This is a genomic window from Helicobacter sp. 10-6591, assembly GCF_003288805.1.
In the GTDB taxonomy this organism is placed as follows: domain Bacteria; phylum Campylobacterota; class Campylobacteria; order Campylobacterales; family Helicobacteraceae; genus Helicobacter_F.
This window is the reverse complement of sequence record NZ_NHYK01000013.1, coordinates 1-15,357: the sequence shown is the minus strand read 5'-3', so window position 1 is coordinate 15,357 and position 15,357 is coordinate 1. Positions and strand designations below refer to the sequence as shown.

Annotated in this window: 21 protein-coding genes and 2 tRNA genes; 19 read left to right on the top strand and 4 right to left on the bottom strand. The window is 38.6% G+C overall.

Annotated features, from left to right (window positions below; translation table 11 throughout):
• Nucleotides 1–7: 7 nt before the first annotated feature.
• On the bottom strand, nt 8–2,182 hold the full coding sequence (flhA, locus tag CCY97_RS05345; RefSeq protein WP_112064456.1) for a flagellar biosynthesis protein FlhA: 2,175 nt from the start codon (nt 2,180–2,182) through the stop codon (nt 8–10).
• Nucleotides 2,183–2,205: 23 nt separating this feature from the next.
• Between flhA and CCY97_RS08270 the strand changes: the two genes are divergently transcribed.
• The 8 genes from CCY97_RS08270 (at nt 2,206) to CCY97_RS05315 (ending at nt 6,157) form a co-directional block, all read left to right on the top strand.
• Complete coding sequence (locus CCY97_RS08270; RefSeq protein ID WP_181562837.1) at nt 2,206–2,352, top strand: hypothetical protein; 147 nt, start codon at nt 2,206–2,208, stop codon at nt 2,350–2,352.
• A 69-nt stretch (nt 2,353–2,421) separates the two neighbouring features.
• Nucleotides 2,422–2,775 carry an aspartate 1-decarboxylase gene (gene panD, locus CCY97_RS05340; RefSeq protein ID WP_112064455.1) on the top strand — a complete coding sequence of 118 codons (354 nt, stop codon included), beginning with the start codon at nt 2,422–2,424 and terminating at the stop codon, nt 2,773–2,775.
• Nucleotides 2,775–3,080, top strand: coding sequence for a YbaB/EbfC family nucleoid-associated protein (locus CCY97_RS05335; protein ID WP_112064454.1), 306 nt, complete (start codon nt 2,775–2,777; stop codon nt 3,078–3,080). Before panD ends, CCY97_RS05335 begins: the two co-directional genes overlap by 1 nt.
• A 50-nt stretch (nt 3,081–3,130) precedes the next feature.
• Nucleotides 3,131–4,000 carry a polyprenyl synthetase family protein gene (locus CCY97_RS05330; protein ID WP_112064453.1) on the top strand — a complete coding sequence of 290 codons (870 nt, stop codon included), beginning with the start codon at nt 3,131–3,133 and terminating at the stop codon, nt 3,998–4,000.
• Nucleotides 4,001–4,046: 46 nt separating this feature from the next.
• Entirely contained in the window at nt 4,047–4,868 is an 822-nt protein-coding gene (gene surE / locus CCY97_RS05325; RefSeq protein WP_112064452.1) for a 5'/3'-nucleotidase SurE, read from the top strand.
• The gene (locus CCY97_RS08265) at nt 4,865–5,005 is read left to right on the top strand and encodes a hypothetical protein (RefSeq protein ID WP_181562836.1); all 141 of its coding nucleotides are present in this window, start codon (nt 4,865–4,867) and stop codon (nt 5,003–5,005) included. Before surE ends, CCY97_RS08265 begins: the two co-directional genes overlap by 4 nt.
• The gene (locus CCY97_RS05320) at nt 5,005–5,877 is read left to right on the top strand and encodes a carbon-nitrogen hydrolase (protein WP_112064451.1); all 873 of its coding nucleotides are present in this window, start codon (nt 5,005–5,007) and stop codon (nt 5,875–5,877) included. The genes CCY97_RS08265 and CCY97_RS05320 overlap by 1 nt, the downstream gene beginning before the upstream one ends.
• Before the next feature lie 19 nt (nt 5,878–5,896).
• Nucleotides 5,897–6,157, top strand: a complete 261-nt coding sequence (locus CCY97_RS05315; protein WP_112064450.1) for a hypothetical protein — start codon at nt 5,897–5,899, stop codon at nt 6,155–6,157.
• Between the two features lie 37 nt (nt 6,158–6,194).
• Here CCY97_RS05315 and CCY97_RS05310 read toward each other — a convergent pair whose 3' ends face one another.
• Together CCY97_RS05310 and CCY97_RS05305 are read right to left on the bottom strand one after the other, a co-directional pair.
• Complete coding sequence (locus tag CCY97_RS05310) at nt 6,195–8,405, bottom strand: Smr/MutS family protein (RefSeq protein WP_112064449.1); 2,211 nt, start codon at nt 8,403–8,405, stop codon at nt 6,195–6,197.
• Nucleotides 8,406–8,762 carry a hypothetical protein gene (locus tag CCY97_RS05305; RefSeq protein ID WP_112064448.1) on the bottom strand — a complete coding sequence of 119 codons (357 nt, stop codon included), beginning with the start codon at nt 8,760–8,762 and terminating at the stop codon, nt 8,406–8,408.
• Between the two features lie 69 nt (nt 8,763–8,831).
• On the opposite strand from CCY97_RS05305, the gene xseB reads away from it, so the two are divergent.
• The 5 genes from xseB to CCY97_RS05280 all read left to right on the top strand — a co-directional run bounded on the left by xseB (nt 8,832) and on the right by CCY97_RS05280 (nt 11,485).
• Nucleotides 8,832–9,128, top strand: a complete 297-nt coding sequence (xseB, locus tag CCY97_RS05300; protein ID WP_112064447.1) for an exodeoxyribonuclease VII small subunit — start codon at nt 8,832–8,834, stop codon at nt 9,126–9,128.
• 4 nt (nt 9,129–9,132) lie between these two features.
• Entirely contained in the window at nt 9,133–9,906 is a 774-nt protein-coding gene (gene fliR, locus CCY97_RS05295) for a flagellar biosynthetic protein FliR (RefSeq protein ID WP_112064446.1), read from the top strand.
• A 60-nt stretch (nt 9,907–9,966) separates the two neighbouring features.
• Nucleotides 9,967–10,044: transfer RNA gene (locus CCY97_RS05290), tRNA-Pro, on the top strand.
• Nucleotides 10,045–10,081: 37 nt separating this feature from the next.
• Nucleotides 10,082–10,169, top strand: a tRNA-Ser gene (locus CCY97_RS05285).
• 191 nt (nt 10,170–10,360) lie between these two features.
• The gene (locus CCY97_RS05280; protein ID WP_112064445.1) at nt 10,361–11,485 is read left to right on the top strand and encodes a site-specific integrase; all 1,125 of its coding nucleotides are present in this window, start codon (nt 10,361–10,363) and stop codon (nt 11,483–11,485) included.
• An 11-nt stretch (nt 11,486–11,496) separates the two neighbouring features.
• Here CCY97_RS05280 and CCY97_RS05275 read toward each other — a convergent pair whose 3' ends face one another.
• A complete protein-coding gene (locus CCY97_RS05275) occupies nt 11,497–11,757 on the bottom strand; it encodes a hypothetical protein (RefSeq protein ID WP_112064444.1) in 261 nt (86 codons plus the stop codon).
• Between CCY97_RS05275 and CCY97_RS05270 the strand changes: the two genes are divergently transcribed.
• From CCY97_RS05270 to CCY97_RS05245, 6 genes are all read left to right on the top strand, one after another.
• Nucleotides 11,757–11,960, top strand: a complete 204-nt coding sequence (locus tag CCY97_RS05270) for a hypothetical protein (protein ID WP_112064443.1) — start codon at nt 11,757–11,759, stop codon at nt 11,958–11,960. The genes CCY97_RS05275 and CCY97_RS05270 overlap by 1 nt on opposite strands.
• A 110-nt stretch (nt 11,961–12,070) precedes the next feature.
• Nucleotides 12,071–12,268, top strand: coding sequence for a hypothetical protein (locus CCY97_RS05265; RefSeq protein WP_112064442.1), 198 nt, complete (start codon nt 12,071–12,073; stop codon nt 12,266–12,268).
• Entirely contained in the window at nt 12,255–12,632 is a 378-nt protein-coding gene (locus tag CCY97_RS05260; RefSeq protein ID WP_112064441.1) for a hypothetical protein, read from the top strand. Before CCY97_RS05265 ends, CCY97_RS05260 begins: the two co-directional genes overlap by 14 nt.
• Nucleotides 12,633–12,815: 183 nt before the next feature.
• The gene (gene der / locus CCY97_RS05255) at nt 12,816–14,207 is read left to right on the top strand and encodes a ribosome biogenesis GTPase Der (RefSeq protein WP_112064440.1); all 1,392 of its coding nucleotides are present in this window, start codon (nt 12,816–12,818) and stop codon (nt 14,205–14,207) included.
• 53 nt (nt 14,208–14,260) lie between these two features.
• Complete coding sequence (locus CCY97_RS05250) at nt 14,261–15,190, top strand: ribose-phosphate pyrophosphokinase (protein ID WP_112064439.1); 930 nt, start codon at nt 14,261–14,263, stop codon at nt 15,188–15,190.
• A gap of 29 nt (nt 15,191–15,219) precedes the next feature.
• Nucleotides 15,220–15,357 (top strand): glycosyltransferase family A protein (locus CCY97_RS05245; RefSeq protein WP_146744507.1); only part of this gene is annotated, 138 nt, incomplete at its 3' end.

Here is a 15,357-nt window from a genome sequence, read left to right as displayed (position 1 = left end):
TCACAAATCATAAATTCACATCAATTGTCGCGAGCACTTCATATTTTGCATGGGTATCAATCTCTACATTACTGAGTGCTATGACATTGATACCATTTTGTTCTAAGAAATTTGCTATGGCCTTGCGGTATCTGAAATCAACAAGTAGCACCACAGGTGAGATATTTTTTTGTATCAGATTATGCGCTTGTGTTGTAATAGCATCGCTTAGTGCTGTTGTTTCTTTGATATTTAGCAAAAATGTTTTGTTCGCTGGCTGTTCTTTGAGCTTGCTTAGCAAAAAGCTATCAGTAGCTGGTGAGAATGCCATTACTTTGAGTGTCTTGTCATTTTGGTCCATAAAAAGATCAGTGATTGTACGCTTGAGCCCATAACGCACTTGCTCGACAATGGAATCCAAATCATTTTGCAAGATTGGATACACATCAATAAGAGTTTCTAAAATAGTCAGCATGTCTTTGATTGGAATTTTTTCATGCAAGAGTGCCTGGAGGACTTTTCTGATTGTACTGATTGGAATCTTCCTTGCTTCTGCCACAACTTCAGGATAGATTTTTTCAACCTTATCCATAAGCATCTTTACTTCATCGATTGTAATGAATTCTTGTGCATATTCCTTAATAAGCTCTGTAAGATGTGTAGTAATAATGGCTGTGGGTTCTACAATGACATATCCTAATGCACTGGCCTTGTCTTTTTGTGCTGATTCAATCCAGATTCCTGCAAGTCCAAATACAGGCTCGGTGACTTCCTCACCTGTAATATCACCTCCGGCCAGTCCTGTATTCATTGCTAAGACCTTATTTGGATAGACTTCGCCCCCACCTATTGCCACGCCTTTTAGCAAAATATTGTAGCTTGATGGCGAGAGATTGAGATTGTCTTTGATACGCACTTGGGGCACAAGAAATCCATAATCTCGAGCAATTTGTTTGCGCACCTGTCTAATACGCTCTAATAGATTCCCATATTGTGCTATATCAGCGAGTTTGATAAGCTCATAGCCTAGGTTTATCTCCAATACTTCAATCTTGAGTGCTTCATTTAATGAAGCTTCCTCCTCTTTTATAATCTCCTCTTCACTCTTTACCACTCTCTCCTTGCTATGCTGTGAGCCATCTTGTTGGGAAGTTTGGGTTTTGGCTGTTTTTATTGGTTTTTTGTCAAAGTATTTGTTCAGCCATTTTTCAAACAATACAAAAAAGCTTTTGGTATCTTCCCTGCCACTAAGCCAAGCAATCACAAAGAAAAATAACCCAACAAATCCAAGAGAGAGAGGAAGACCTGGCACAAGAGCAAACAGACAAAGAATAAAGCCCACAATGAGCAGGATTTTTGCATTGCTTGTGATTTGGGTAACGATATCGCTTGCAAAATTCGCACCACTTCCTTTGGCCGCACGTGTGGTCATTATACCTGTGGCTGTGGCAATGATAAGCGCTGGAATCTGCCCTACCAATCCATCACCAATGGTTAAAATCGTAAAAATCTCTGCGCTCTGCTGCGCGCTTAAATTGTATTGGAAAAAGCCAATCAAAAATCCGCCAATGATATTTACAAGCGTGATAATGATAGACGCGATTGCATCGCCTTTGACAAACTTGCTAGCACCATCCATCGTGCCATAAAAGTCTGCCTCTTGCTGCAAGGCTTCTCTACGCGCTTTGGCCTCTTCTTGTTTGATAAGTCCAGCATTCAAATCCGCATCAATTGCCATTTGCTTACCGGGCATCGCATCGAGGGTGAATCGCGCTCTTACTTCTGTGACGCGCGTAGAACCATTAGTAATCACAATGAGATTAACCAGGACAAGAATCGTAAAGACAATCACGCCAATCACATAGTTTCCACCAACCACAAAATTCCCAAACGAAGCAATGATACTGCTTACGGAATCTGCACCATTGTAGCCTTCTGAAAGTATCATCCTGGTGGTAGCGACATTAAGTGCTAGGCGATAAAGTGTAACAATAAGCAAAATCGTGGGAAAGGCATAAAATTCTGTAGGTTTGTCAATATAGAGTGCTATGAGGACAATCAACACTGAAAGGGCAATAGAAATACTAAGCAACAAATCTAGCATCCCACTAGGCAAAGGCACTATGATAATAGCTAGGATTGTTGCGATAAATATGACAACCGTAAGGTCTTTTGAGCTAAGAAGTGTGCGCAAAAAAGGCATAAGCTTTTGTGAAAAGATTTTTTGTGCAGTATTTGCCAAGAGATACCTTTAGAAAACTTACAAGTTTGGTTGTTGTAGAAAATGATTTTTGTTTGGGAATCGCGCAGATTTTAGCAAAGTTTGGATTACAGCAATTTAAAACAAGCATGGCGGTTATTTTGGCAAGATGAAACAAAATCCAAATATGCTACAATCCCGCCAGAATTTAAGTGCTTTCCACTCGCTTATAAAGGCTGTGCATGCAACTCCAAATGCTGTATTCTAAAATCCATCGCGCAAAGATCAGTGATGCCAATCTCAACTATGTAGGATCGATTACTATAGACAGGAATCTTGCCCTTGCTGCAGGGTTTTTGGAAAATATGAAAGTTGATGTATTAAATATCAATAATGGAGAACGTTTCAGTACTTATGTGATTTTAGGAGACAAAGAAGGCGAAGTCTGCTTAAATGGTGCATGCGCAAGAAAAGCACAAGTTGGAGACATAGTCATTATCGTGGCGTATGTGCTGCTAGATCCCACAGAAGCACAAGCTTTTAAACCAAGGATAGTGCAAGTAGATTCTCAAAATAAGATCTTAAAGGTAGAGTGATGTTTGACCCAAAGCAGTTAGGCGATATATTTGCAAATATGCAAGAGAGCCTCAAACAAATGAATGAAAAAAACAAGGACACGCTCTTTACCGCTAAAAGTGGTGGAGGGCTTGTTGAGGTCAGCTTTAATGGTGCTGGCGAGATAGTAGATCTCAACATAGATGAGAGTTTGCTGGAGGATAGAGATTCTTTACAGATTCTTTTACTTGGTGCGCTCAATGATGCATACAAAAATATGGAACAAAACAAACAAAGCAATGCTTTGAATATGCTTGGTGATTTGAATCTTTTTCCTAAAAACTAGCTGTCTTAAACTTATTGAGATTAACTTGGTGCATGTATGTAAGGAATATTATGTCTCAGCTGGCTTCCCTTGCTAAAAAATTTGAATCTTTTCTGCAATCCAGTGCTCCAGTGATTGAGAGTTTCCATCCGCATTACCAAAAAGCACTTTGGGAGATGATGCTAGCAGGTGGCAAAAGATTTCGTCCTATGCTTTGTCTTTGTGTGGTGGATTCCCTGCAGCCTTCTATGCTAGATAATGCCTTGCTTCCTGCCTTAGCGCTTGAATGTATCCACACCTATTCACTTATACACGATGATTTGCCTTGTATGGATAACTCTCCTCTTAGACGCGGTTATCCTACTTTACACACTACTTACAATGAGACCTTAGCTCTTCTTATTGGCGATGCGCTCAATACCTATGCGTTTGAGCTACTATCACAAGCAAAGCTTGCAGCAGAAGTCAAAGTCTCTCTTGTGTATGAGCTTGCACATAATAGTGGTGCAAGCGGCATGGTACTTGGGCAAATTCTTGATTGTGAGTTCAAAGACACAACTCTTCCGTTAGACAAACTCAAACTTATCCATAGCAACAAGACACTCAAACTCATTGCCACAAGTCTGCGTTTTGGCGGGTTGATTGCAAATACTAGCCAGAAAATTTTGGATGATTTGGAACTCTTGGGCAAAGAACTCGGGTTGTTTTTTCAAGTGCGTGATGATTTGATTGATGCATTAGAAAGCCAAAACAAAGCAGGCAAGGCAACACAAAATGACACAGGCAAAAATACCTATGTCAATCTCTTAGGTTTGCAAGGCGCACAAGGGCAATGGGCAAATCTCAAAGATTCTATTGCAGCAAAGCTTCTTTGTCTGCCTATAAGACTGAGAGAAAGTCTACATACACTTCTTAATCCATATTTTGAGACAATCTCTTAAGTCCATGGCTTGCTTGCAATCAACTCTTAACCTAAAGGAGAAGAAAATGAAAAGAATCTTGCTGACCAATGATGATGGTTACGAATCCAGCGGTCTGAGAGCGCTCAAAGAAGCACTAAAAGATCTAGCACATATTACAATCGTAGCGCCTTCAAGTGAGAAGTCAGCCTGCGGACATGGACTAAGCATTACAAAACCTTTAAAGCTCTTACAAGTAGATGATGATTTTTATAAGCTTGATGATGGCACTCCGAGTGATTGCGTGTATTTGGCACTCCATACACTTTATACAGAGGATATAAAGCCTGATTTGGTTATCTCAGGGATAAACATTGGGTCAAATATGGGAGAGGATATTACCTATTCTGGGACAGTCGCAGGTGCTATAGAGGGCTGCTTGCATGGAATTAGTTCTATTGCTATCTCGCAGGTGCTAAGAGATAAGAATCTCAGTCAGGAATTTGATTTTAGATTGGCAAAAAATGTCATTAGGGATTTGGCAGAAAGGATTCTTACAAACTCTTTTCCACTCACAGAACGCAAGTTTTTAAATGTCAATATCCCTAGCGCACAAAATTCCAAAGGCTACAAAATCACACAGATGGGATGTCGTGTCTATGGTAATGATGCGCTCTTGCACCGCAATCCACGTGGTGAGGAATATTATTGGATTGGTTTGCACCCACTGATTTGGGAATCTCGTAATATGGCAGAATCTGCATTGGATTTTGATGGAATGAATGACTTTGATGCGATCAAAGAAGGATTTGTCTCTGTCACACCAATAAAGCTTGATCTTACAAGTTATGAGGATATAGCGCGGTTAGAAGATTTTCTTAAAACAACACACAACAAGGAGCAAAAATGAAAACTTATAATGATGATGAAATCGAAAATACCGATGATGAAATATATGAGCAGGATTATGAAGGTTATGGTGACTCATTTGGCGGGTATGATGATGATGACTACCAAAATCCAGATTCTGAATATGAGGAAGAGTAATGCTAAAAGTTGCGCTCTTGCAGCAAAGATATTTAGGTTCCAAAGGAGCCACGATAGCCTATACAACTAAAGAGATTCTCAAAGCAGCAGAAAATGGTGCAAAGCTTGTATGTTTACAAGAGCTACACACAAGGGAATATTTTTGTCAAAGTGAGAATCCACAATTTTTTGATTATGCAGATGATTTTTCACAAGATGTTGCTTATTTTGCCAGCATTGCTAAGAGCGCAAATATCGTACTTGTAACTTCGCTTTTTGAAAAAAGAGCACCAGGTCTTTATCATAATAGCGCAGTGGTTTTTGAATCTAATGGAGAAATCGCAGGAATGTATCGCAAAATGCATATTCCAGATGATCCACAGTTTTATGAAAAGTTCTATTTCACGCCAGGTGATATTGGGTTTGAGCCAATCAACACAAGCATCGGAAAACTCGGAGTACTTGTATGCTGGGATCAATGGTATCCAGAAGCCGCGAGAATCATGGCACTTAAAGGTGCGCAGATTCTTATCTATCCCACAGCAATTGGCTGGTTTGATGAGGACACACAGGCAGAAAAAGCTCGCCAGCTAGATGCATGGATTACAATCCAGCGCGCCCACAGTATTGCAAATGGACTGCCTACACTCTGCATCAATCGTGTGGGTGTTGAAAAAGATAGTGTTACAGCTAGAGGCATTCGCTTTTGGGGGAATAGCTTTGCTTGTGGAGCACAAGGCGAGATTCTCGCCCAAGCATCCCAAGATGAAGCACAAAGCCTGCTATTGACACTTGAGACGCAAAGAAGCGAGGAAGTGCGCCGTATATGGCCATTCTTGCGCGATAGACGCATTGAGGAATATGCGCCTTTGCTAAAACGTTTTTGTGATTAGGTGATGAGATTGTCTCTTTTTGGCTTTCATTCTTTTCTGTATTGGCTGCAATTCGTCTCATACACAGGATTTAAAGAGAGATTTAGCCCTGCAAGAGAAGGATTCACCAGCACAAATCCAATACCTAAAAAACCTCAACGCCACTGACTTCGATATACCGCGTAAGCTCAAACTTACACATCGCATTATTCCTGTGAGTATCTCTGGCTCTACAAATCTCAATGACTATAGCCCCATCGTATTTACATATCCAAGCCAAGAGGTATTATGGAGAGATTAGAAGAATATTCGCTTGCATTGCCCACTAAGATTAACAATTAAAGCCTTATTATCTTTGCGCCAAACCCACCAGAATCCGCAGGTGCATGCTCAAAGCTTAAAACCTTTGGATGCGTTTTTAGGAATTCTGCAACTGCCGCACTTAGCTTACCTGTACCTATTCCGTGAAAGACAAGCACCTCATCAAAGCCAGCTATAAGTGCATTTGACAAAAATACCTCAAGCTCTTCTAATGCCTCCTCTATCCTTTTGCCATGCAAGTCAAGTTTTACATGAGCACTATTATTGAATCTTCTGGGTTTTGCTTGCAGATAGGTTGTTTGCAAGAGCTGGGGTATTTTTTGGAGTTTTACACGCGGCACTTTAAGACGTTTGTTAGACTGTGTTTGGATTGTGCAAAACTTTGCATCGAGTGAAGAGATGATTCCTTGTGTATTACCAAATTTCACACAATCACCCACACACAATTCTGTATTAAGAGAATCTTGTGGTGCTTGGGTGGGTTTGCCTTGCAAGATTTTGTGTGCATTATTAAGTGCTTTATGAATCTGTTTGTTGTCATTTTCTTTCATCACGGTTTTGAGCTCGTTTAATGCTTGGTTGTAATGCGATTGCAAGGCAAGAGTTTTGTTTTCAAACTCTTTTTGCAGAAGGGTTTGCGTATTTTGAAGCTCCATCTTTTGAGAATCTAGCGCATCTATTTTTACATTATATGCAGCAATACGCTCTTGTAGTTCTAGCTCTAAAGCACTTGAGCGCGTGATAAGTTCATTTAACCGCTCTTTATCCTCACCATAAATTTTCTTGGCTTTGGCAATGAGAGCTTGGGGAATCCCATAAGTTTGAGCCACTTCAAAAGCATAACTCTTACCAATACTGCCTTCCAAAAAGCGAAAAATAGGACGCATATTTTTCTCATCATAAAGCGCAGCTATCAGCCCTACATCGCTTCTATGCGCCATAAGTGCGCTTAGGCGTTTGTGATGGGTTGTAACAACAATCCTGCAATCTTTTTTGCTCAAAAATTCTAAAAGCACCTTATACAAGCTTGCCGCCTCATCAGAATCTGTACCAAGCTCGATTTCATCAATCCCGAGTAAGAAATGGTCTTTCTCTAGAACCTCAGAAAACCCTAGCATTCTACCCGCAAATGTAGATATATCATTCTTGCTATTTTGTGGATCAGAGATGATGGAAAAGATGTTTTTAAAACTTAATAGGCGCGATTTGTGGGGATTAAGCCTAAGAGGAAGTAGGTATTTGCTAAGAAAACAAGCGCTAAGAATTGATTTTAAAAGCATAGTTTTCCCGCCTGCATTCACGCCTGTGATAAAGGTTATGGTTTTCTCAAGACTTATGCTGATTGGCGTTGGATTTTTTAATGCTGGATGAGAGAAGTTATCTAAGATAATAGCACCTTGGGATTCTAGTTGATAGATAAATTCTAAGCCAGAAGCCTTAGCAAAGGCAACGCGCGCATAAAGATGATCAAACTTATCAAACTCTTTGTCTATATACCGCAGAAATAAAAAGTATTTATTGAATGTCCTACTAAAGTCAGAGCAGACTTCCAAAATCAGTGTTTGCAAGCGATCATAGAGCATGCTTAAATGTGTTTTGAGATCTGCGACATTTTGTGGAAGTACATAGAAAAATCCACTTTGTGAGCGTGCAAGCACTATGCCTTTTATTACATTATGGAATCCCGCTTTTAGTAGTAAGCATTGGTTTTGTTCAATAAAATGCACTTGGGAATCCACAAGATAGCTTTGGAGTTTGGGATTTTCTTTGGCATTGCTCAGTGCAAGCTGGATTTCTGCTTTCAAAGTTTTTAGCGCAAGATGCATGCTGTCAATTTGCGCAAAGATTCCATACTTAAGCTTTGCATTGTCTTCAAAACAATCGCTTATTTCCAAAAGAGCCTGTGGGATATGAAAGGTTTGTAGCCAAGCAAAGAGATGCTTGGAATTAGGAGTGAATGATTTCTTAAGATAGGAAAAATAGCGAATGATTTTTACAAATTCAAAAATCTCATTGAGATTGAGAATCCCAAACTTCTGGAGAGATGCTAGCTCGCTGCTAAGATCTTTCACTCGCATAGGAGCTTTTAGATCAAGAACTTCTAACTCTTGAATAAGATGCGAGAGAATCTGCCTATCACCCTGTGGTATGAAGCTTTTTTCTCGGGCTAAGAAAGCTGAAAATTGCGCTATATACTCTTGTAAATCAAGCGTTTGTACTAATCGCATCTAAATCCTGCACGAACTAAAAAGCACGCTCACGCCTTCGTATTCACTTCCTTTTCTGCCGACAAAGGACTTGATTCCACTTGTTACATCAAAGTCTTTTTTATGCACTGCAATCTCTTTATCTTCAAAATTACACGTGAGTGTCTCTAGTCGCTCAAAGCGACTTTGCAAATCTACAAGGGTTTGGGAATCTTTATTTTGTAATTGCGTATAAATCACACCAAGCCCAATGGTTAGAGCAAGGACTGCAATAATGCTAATTTTTTTGCGTTTCGTGAAATCTTGAGAATCTTTTGAGATAACAACTCCCAATGCAATGAACAGAAAGATAAAAAGAATAAAGAGTAAATAACCCATCTTGATAATCCTTGGAACAAACTTGGGTGCAATTGTAGCAAATTCGCAACAAAGGGTGTTGTGGGAGTTATGATAGAATCCGCGCACCTCTACTTAGAAGACTTTATAACCCAAGGTTTGTTTATGGAATCTCAACATTACAATAACCCAAATACCGCCAAGACACACTCACAAGAGCTTGAAAATCAAGATTTTGAGCAGCTTTTATCTTGTGTGCGTGAGATTATCACCAAGCTCAATTCCCAAGAAATAAACTTAAAAGATTCTCTTAGCCTCTATAAGCAAGGGGTACATACCCTATCACTAGCACAAAAGCTTTTAGAATCTGCCCAACTTGAATTTGAAGAGCTACAAAACCAGTTCTAGTCCAATGCAGATAATCCCATATCTTACAAATGAAACCAATGTGATTGCATTCTTGTTGCTTATCTTGCGCTTTAGTGGAGTGTTTAGCTTTTTTCCATTTTTTGACAATAATCTCGTTCCTCCAAGTGTGCGTGGGGCGATGATTTTTTTTATGGCGTTGGTTTTTTTTCCGCTTGTAAACACAAGTTTTTCCCATATTACTCTGACAGATTTACTGATAGCTGGGATGTTTGAGTTTGCTTTTGGATTTTTGGCCGGATTGTGCCTACAGATTGTCTTTGCTATGGTGAGTTTTAGCGGCGAAATCATCAGCTTTTCTATGGGGCTTACGATGGCAAGTGCATACGATCCGATGAGCGGAACACAAAAGCCAATAGTTGCGCAGATTTTGAGTCTGCTCGCTCTGATGTTAGCGCTAGCACTTGATTTTCACCATCTTGTTTTTATGCTTGTAGCACATAGCCTAGATTCTGTGCCACTTGGCGGATTTGTCTTAGAGAATAATGCGAAATATTTTATTAAGGCTTTTGGAAATCTCTTTGTTGTAGGCTTTAGCATGGCATTTCCTATTTTGGCGATCATTCTTTTGTTAGACATTATTTTTGGGATGATTATGAAAACCCATCCACAATTCAATATTTTTGCTATTGGATTCCCGATAAAAATTGCTGTTGCATTAGTGGTGCTTATCATCGTTTTACCTGCAATTTTTGTACATTTTAAGACAGAGATCAATGATGCATTTTTTGCAATGAGTTCGCTATTTATGCGATTTTAGGACTTTGATTGCATTTTAATTATTATTGAAAGCTTGTATAATGCAGGCTTTGCGAAGTTTCGGAGTATAGCGCAGTCTGGCTAGCGCACACCCTTGGGGTGGGTGAGGTCGTGGGTTCAAATCCCGCTACTCCGACCATTACAATAATTTCTTGCAATGATTGGATAAATTTTTTAGAGAGGTGTCCGAGTGGTTGAAGGAGCACGCCTGGAACGCGTGTAAAGTGCAAGCTTTCGAGGGTTCGAATCCCTTCCTCTCTGCCATAGCTTTAACTTTCAAATCTTAAATTATCACTTACAATATTTTATATTATAAAATAACCTCTAAATACTCTATTTTATGGTATTAAACGCTTCTTTTGATTATAAGCAATAATCATACATAATCTTGTAGAAAATCTAAAAAATACCGCAAAATATTTTTTTAGTGGGGATAGATTGGGGATAGAAAAACTATGAAAAACTCTACAATAGCAATAGAAAATAGCACTCAAAAAAGTAAAATGGGGATACATAAAACAAATCATAAGCGCAATGCTACACTTAAAACAAGTCAAAAATATGAAGGAGTAAGAAGCAAAGAGCTTAATAATGGTGATATTGCTTACTATGTGCGATGGACTGATACAAATGGCAATAGATTTGAGCGTAAGGTTGGCACAAAGGCAAGTGGCTGGAGTGAGAAAAAGGCACACTTAAAAAGAATGGACATTATCAATGAGCCACACACGCCCACAAATCTTACTTTAGAATCTATCATCACACGCTATCTTGAAATCCAAAAAATAAGACTAAAACATCAAACTTTTATAGACTACAAAGGACAATGTCTTTTGCACATTACTCCATTTTTTGGTGCATTTGCCCCGCAAAATATCCAAACAAAGCATATTACTGATTTTATGCTATCTCTTGAGGGCAAAAGCAATAAAACAATCAATAAGCTCCTTGAGCGATTACACTCCATTATGGAATTTGCCATAACAGAATACAAAATCCCTATGCAAAATCCACTAAAACTCATCAAAAAGCTAAAGCTCGATAATGCAAGAGAGCGATTTTTGTATAAAGATGAGATAGAAAAACTTTTACATGTGGCAAAAGAGCATAAGAATAAAGAAGTATATTATTTCTTTGTCCTTGCTTTTAGCACAAGAGCAAGGCTTAATAGCATTCTCAATATCAAGTTAGAAGATATTGACTTTAAGAATGACACTATTAAAATACAAGATTTTAAGAATAACTCTAAATACACAGCATTTCTTACACCTTTAGCGAGGCAAGTGTTGCAAGAGCATACAGAAAATATTATTTTCAAAACTCCAGAACGCACCATCACTAGAGCTATGCAAACGATACTTAATGAACTTTTTAACAAAGAATTAGACCCTAAGGATAGAAAACATAGAGTGGTGATTCATACCACAAGACACACTTTTGCCTCACATCTCGCTATCAAAGGCACGCCGATTCAAATAATCCAAAAGCTCTTAAATCACAAAGACATACAAATGACGATGAGGTATGCTCATTTGCTCCCTAATAGTGGGCGTGAATGGGTAGAGAAGCTATGGGAGTAGCCCCGCACTATTCAATGCAAGAAAAACTTCAACTCTATCCGACTTGATTCATTATCTTTGCTTATATTCCTTGCTTTTTTCAAAACATCGGGACGATGTTTGAGAGCTGATTTAAGGCGAGATTCTGCAAACTGCGCATTTGCCTCATATTTTTGTGCAAGCTTCCTAAGCACTTTTGCTAAAAAATGTGCATTTTGCGCAAAATCTGCCATAATCGCACAAGATTCCAAGAGATTATGTTCCGCGAGTAAATCTGTAAAGGAATAAAACAATGAATAAAAAAGATTTTGATGCCAAACTTAAGAGTCTTGGTATTTCACGGCAAGATTTTTGCGATATGACAGGGTTAGCCTATAGTTCTGTGGCAAATTGGAAAGATGAGAGTAAGCCTATCCCTATTTGGGTAGATTCGTGGCTAGAGAATTATGCTAAAGCCAAAACTTTGGACGATGTCGCCAAAGCTTTAGAACCTTAATTCAAAAAATGAAAAACAACTCTAAAGAAAATTCAAAAATGGACGATATTATTTACCTGCCTTGAGGTTTTGGACATTACAAGGCAAATTCAATTCATAAAGGAGCCAAAATGGCTAATCAAAATAATAATAAATCTGAAAGTAATCTAACAATTTCAACAGAAAGTTTTAACCCCTTACTAAAAGACTTAAAGAATACAGATAACCAAAGTGATAATTTCAGCACATCCCAAAACATACAACCACAGCAATCCGATACAAATAGTTCAAATCAAAATTCAGAAGATAACCCTAATGATGAAGTGTGAAATAGCCATAGGTGATATTCTTACCATATTGGTTACAATAATAACCGCAGCAATAGCGGTTAGAGCTACAATTTCAGTTTTTAGAAAAACTACCACTTTAGAGGCAGAGATATTTTTTCTCAACGCCTATAAAAACTATATGGAAACAGATAAAAAAGAAAATGCAAAAAATCAGTTTTTAACAGCAATAGATTTGTATTGCAAATATGAAGTCAATGGACACTTAGATGAAGAGTTGTCTAGTAATAATACAGAATTCTTCAAAGGGGCAATTCAATGTTTTAAAGATGACATTAAAAAGGATTTAAAAGGTTTTGATAATATTAACAAATACATCAAAAAATATCATATTCCTTTGGATTAGCGAGAATCAGAATTAGGTTCTCCTATTTCTCAAACTCTATATTCGTAGCAAAAGAAGTGGGCGCAAGGAATTTGTAACATTTAGCAATAGGTTGCATATCCTCTCTGCCATAGCTTTTTTTTATTCCTAGATTCTACTTCACAAATACCTCTCTAGTAACGCCATTTTGACTAAGGAGAATAGATGAAAACCATTGCGATTTTGGGCAGACCAAATGTAGGCAAAAGCTCCCTATTCAATCGGCTTTGTAAAGAAAATGTCGCTATCACGTCTGAGATAAGCGGCACGACAAGAGATATAAAAAAAGGTGTGTGTATTATCAATGGATATGAGTGTAGCTTGCTAGATTCCGGTGGTATCGACAAATCCTATAATCCAGAACTTAGCAAAAAAAGTAGCCTGCAAGACAACAGAAAGTATTCAGAACTTTTCAAACAAGTAAGCCAAGCGAGTATTGATGCGGGATTAAATGCTGATTTGGTGCTGTATGTGGTTGATGGACGCTCATGTATTGATGATGAAGACAAACGTGTAGTAAGAATCTTACAAAAGCAAGTCCCAGTATGGTTGGTGCTAAATAAAATTGACAATGACAAGCTCAAAGAACAGGCCTGGAGTTTTAGCACACTTGGCATAAAAGACATGTTCTTTATTTCTGTAAGCCACAATCGGGGTTTAAGTATTCTGCAAAACCATATTGCAAAGGTTTTTGATCTTGTGGCACAAACTCCACGAGACAGCCAAGAGCAGCAGAGCATTGAAGAATTTTTAGAATCACAAGAGCAAGAGAATATCCAAATTGGCATTATTGGACGCGTGAATGTAGGCAAAAGCTCCCTATTAAACGCACTGCTTGGAAAAAATCGCAGTATTGTGAGCGATGTGGCTGGAACTACGATTGATCCAGTTGATGATTACACAAAATTTCATGACTATAGATTGTGTTTTGTGGATACTGCTGGTATTAGGCGCGCAGGCAAGATTGAGGGTATTGAGAAGTATGCACTTGATAGGACAAATAAAGCATTAGAAAGGTCACACATTGCACTCTTAGTCCTCGATGCTTCCCAAAACTTTGTAGAACTCGATGAAAAAATCAGCGCGCTTATCCCAAAGCACAATCTTGCTGTGATTATCGTGCTGAATAAATGGGATATTGCATGTATGGATTTTAAAAGTATGAGGCAAGAATTGCAGCGCAAGTTTAGATTCTTAGAATTTGCGCCTATAGTATGTGTGAGTGCTAAAAATAAACGCAATATCAACTCCCTGAAGGAAATGATCCTAACAGTATGGCAAAACTACAATTACAGAATCCCCACTGCTAAACTCAATGAGATTATGGCACAAGCAGGCATGAGACACCATCTACCAAGTGATAGAGGCAAGATTGTTAAAATCTATTATGCTACACAATTTGCTACATGCCCACCACAAATCAGCCTAGTGATGAATCGCCCAAAAGCATTACACTTTAGCTACAAACGATATTTGATAAATTGCTTGCGTGAGGAATTTGGTTTCAAAGGCGTGCCTATTATCTTAAACCCCACTGATAAGAAAACGAACTTTTAAGTTAAAGTCTCTTATAATTGACGGGCTCTAAAACTTCGTCTCTAAGGTTTGTTATGCGAAATTATAAAATTTTTTGTGGTTCAGCCCATCCTAGCTTTGGAGCTGAGGTGAGCAAATATCTTGATATTATGCTCTCAGATGCTTGTGTTACACGCTTTAGTGATGGTGAGATAAGCGTGCAGATTGGAGAATCTGTGCGAGGGAAAGATGTATTTATTATCCAGCCAACTTGCGCCCCTACAAACGACAATCTTTTAGAACTTCTTATTATGACCGATGCACTCAAGAGAAGCGCAGCAAATAGTATCAATGCTGTTATGCCGTATTTTGGCTACGCGAGACAAGACAGAAAGGCAGCACCACGTGTGCCTATTTCTGCCAAACTTGTGGCCAATCTCATCCAAAATGCAGGTATCAATAGGCTTATTACTATGGATTTGCATGCAGGGCAGATTCAAGGATTTTTTGATATTCCGGTCGATAATTTGTATGGGTCGATTGTATTTCGTGACTACATCAAATCCAAACACTTTGGTAATCCCATTGTGGCAAGCCCAGATATTGGTGGAGTAGCACGTGCGCGATATTTTGCTAACAAATTAGGGCTTGATTTGGTGATTGTAGATAAAAAGCGCGAGAAAGCCAATCAAAGCGAAGTTATGAATATCATAGGTGATGTCAGTGGAAAAGATGTAATTTTGGTTGATGATATGATAGATACTGCGGGCACGATGTGCAAAGCCGCAGATGCTCTCAAATCACGTGGAGCAAATAATGTCATAGCACTAAGCACTCATCCTGTACTGAGTGGTCCAGCTTATGAGAGGATTGAAAAAAGTAGTTTGGATGAGGTTGTTGTGACAAACTCAATTCCCCTGCACACACAAAGTAAGAAAATAAAAGTTTTAAGTGTCGTTCCATTGTTTGCTGAAGTCATCAGAAGAATCTGTCATAGCGAAAGTGTTAATTCGCTTTTTATCTAGTCACTTTGTATTTAAACTAAGGATAAATCATGCTAAATAATCAACTCCAAAATCCCCCTACTCTCAACCAATCCATAGGTGTCGTCATCCCAATCTACAATGTAGCTCCTTACTTAAGAGAATGTCTTGATTCTGTAATCAATCAGACTTATAAGAATCTGCATGTA

Bases quoted from the DNA above. Each gene is read 5' to 3' on its own strand.
- flhA (WP_112064456.1), bottom strand. From the start codon at position 2,182: ATGCCTTTTTTGCGCACACTTCTTAGCTCAAAAGACCTTACGGTTGTC.
- panD (WP_112064455.1), top strand. From the start codon at position 2,422: ATGCAACTCCAAATGCTGTATTCTAAAATCCATCGCGCAAAGATCAGT.
- CCY97_RS05335 (WP_112064454.1), top strand. From the start codon at position 2,775: ATGTTTGACCCAAAGCAGTTAGGCGATATATTTGCAAATATGCAAGAG.
- CCY97_RS05330 (WP_112064453.1), top strand. From the start codon at position 3,131: ATGTCTCAGCTGGCTTCCCTTGCTAAAAAATTTGAATCTTTTCTGCAA.
- surE (WP_112064452.1), top strand. From the start codon at position 4,047: ATGAAAAGAATCTTGCTGACCAATGATGATGGTTACGAATCCAGCGGT.
- CCY97_RS08265 (WP_181562836.1), top strand. From the start codon at position 4,865: ATGAAAACTTATAATGATGATGAAATCGAAAATACCGATGATGAAATA.
- CCY97_RS05320 (WP_112064451.1), top strand. From the start codon at position 5,005: ATGCTAAAAGTTGCGCTCTTGCAGCAAAGATATTTAGGTTCCAAAGGA.
- CCY97_RS05310 (WP_112064449.1), bottom strand. From the start codon at position 8,405: ATGCGATTAGTACAAACGCTTGATTTACAAGAGTATATAGCGCAATTT.
- CCY97_RS05305 (WP_112064448.1), bottom strand. From the start codon at position 8,762: ATGGGTTATTTACTCTTTATTCTTTTTATCTTTCTGTTCATTGCATTG.
- xseB (WP_112064447.1), top strand. From the start codon at position 8,832: ATGATAGAATCCGCGCACCTCTACTTAGAAGACTTTATAACCCAAGGT.
- fliR (WP_112064446.1), top strand. From the start codon at position 9,133: ATGCAGATAATCCCATATCTTACAAATGAAACCAATGTGATTGCATTC.
- CCY97_RS05280 (WP_112064445.1), top strand. From the start codon at position 10,361: ATGAAAAACTCTACAATAGCAATAGAAAATAGCACTCAAAAAAGTAAA.
- CCY97_RS05270 (WP_112064443.1), top strand. From the start codon at position 11,757: ATGAATAAAAAAGATTTTGATGCCAAACTTAAGAGTCTTGGTATTTCA.
- CCY97_RS05265 (WP_112064442.1), top strand. From the start codon at position 12,071: ATGGCTAATCAAAATAATAATAAATCTGAAAGTAATCTAACAATTTCA.
- CCY97_RS05260 (WP_112064441.1), top strand. From the start codon at position 12,255: ATGATGAAGTGTGAAATAGCCATAGGTGATATTCTTACCATATTGGTT.
- der (WP_112064440.1), top strand. From the start codon at position 12,816: ATGAAAACCATTGCGATTTTGGGCAGACCAAATGTAGGCAAAAGCTCC.
- CCY97_RS05250 (WP_112064439.1), top strand. From the start codon at position 14,261: ATGCGAAATTATAAAATTTTTTGTGGTTCAGCCCATCCTAGCTTTGGA.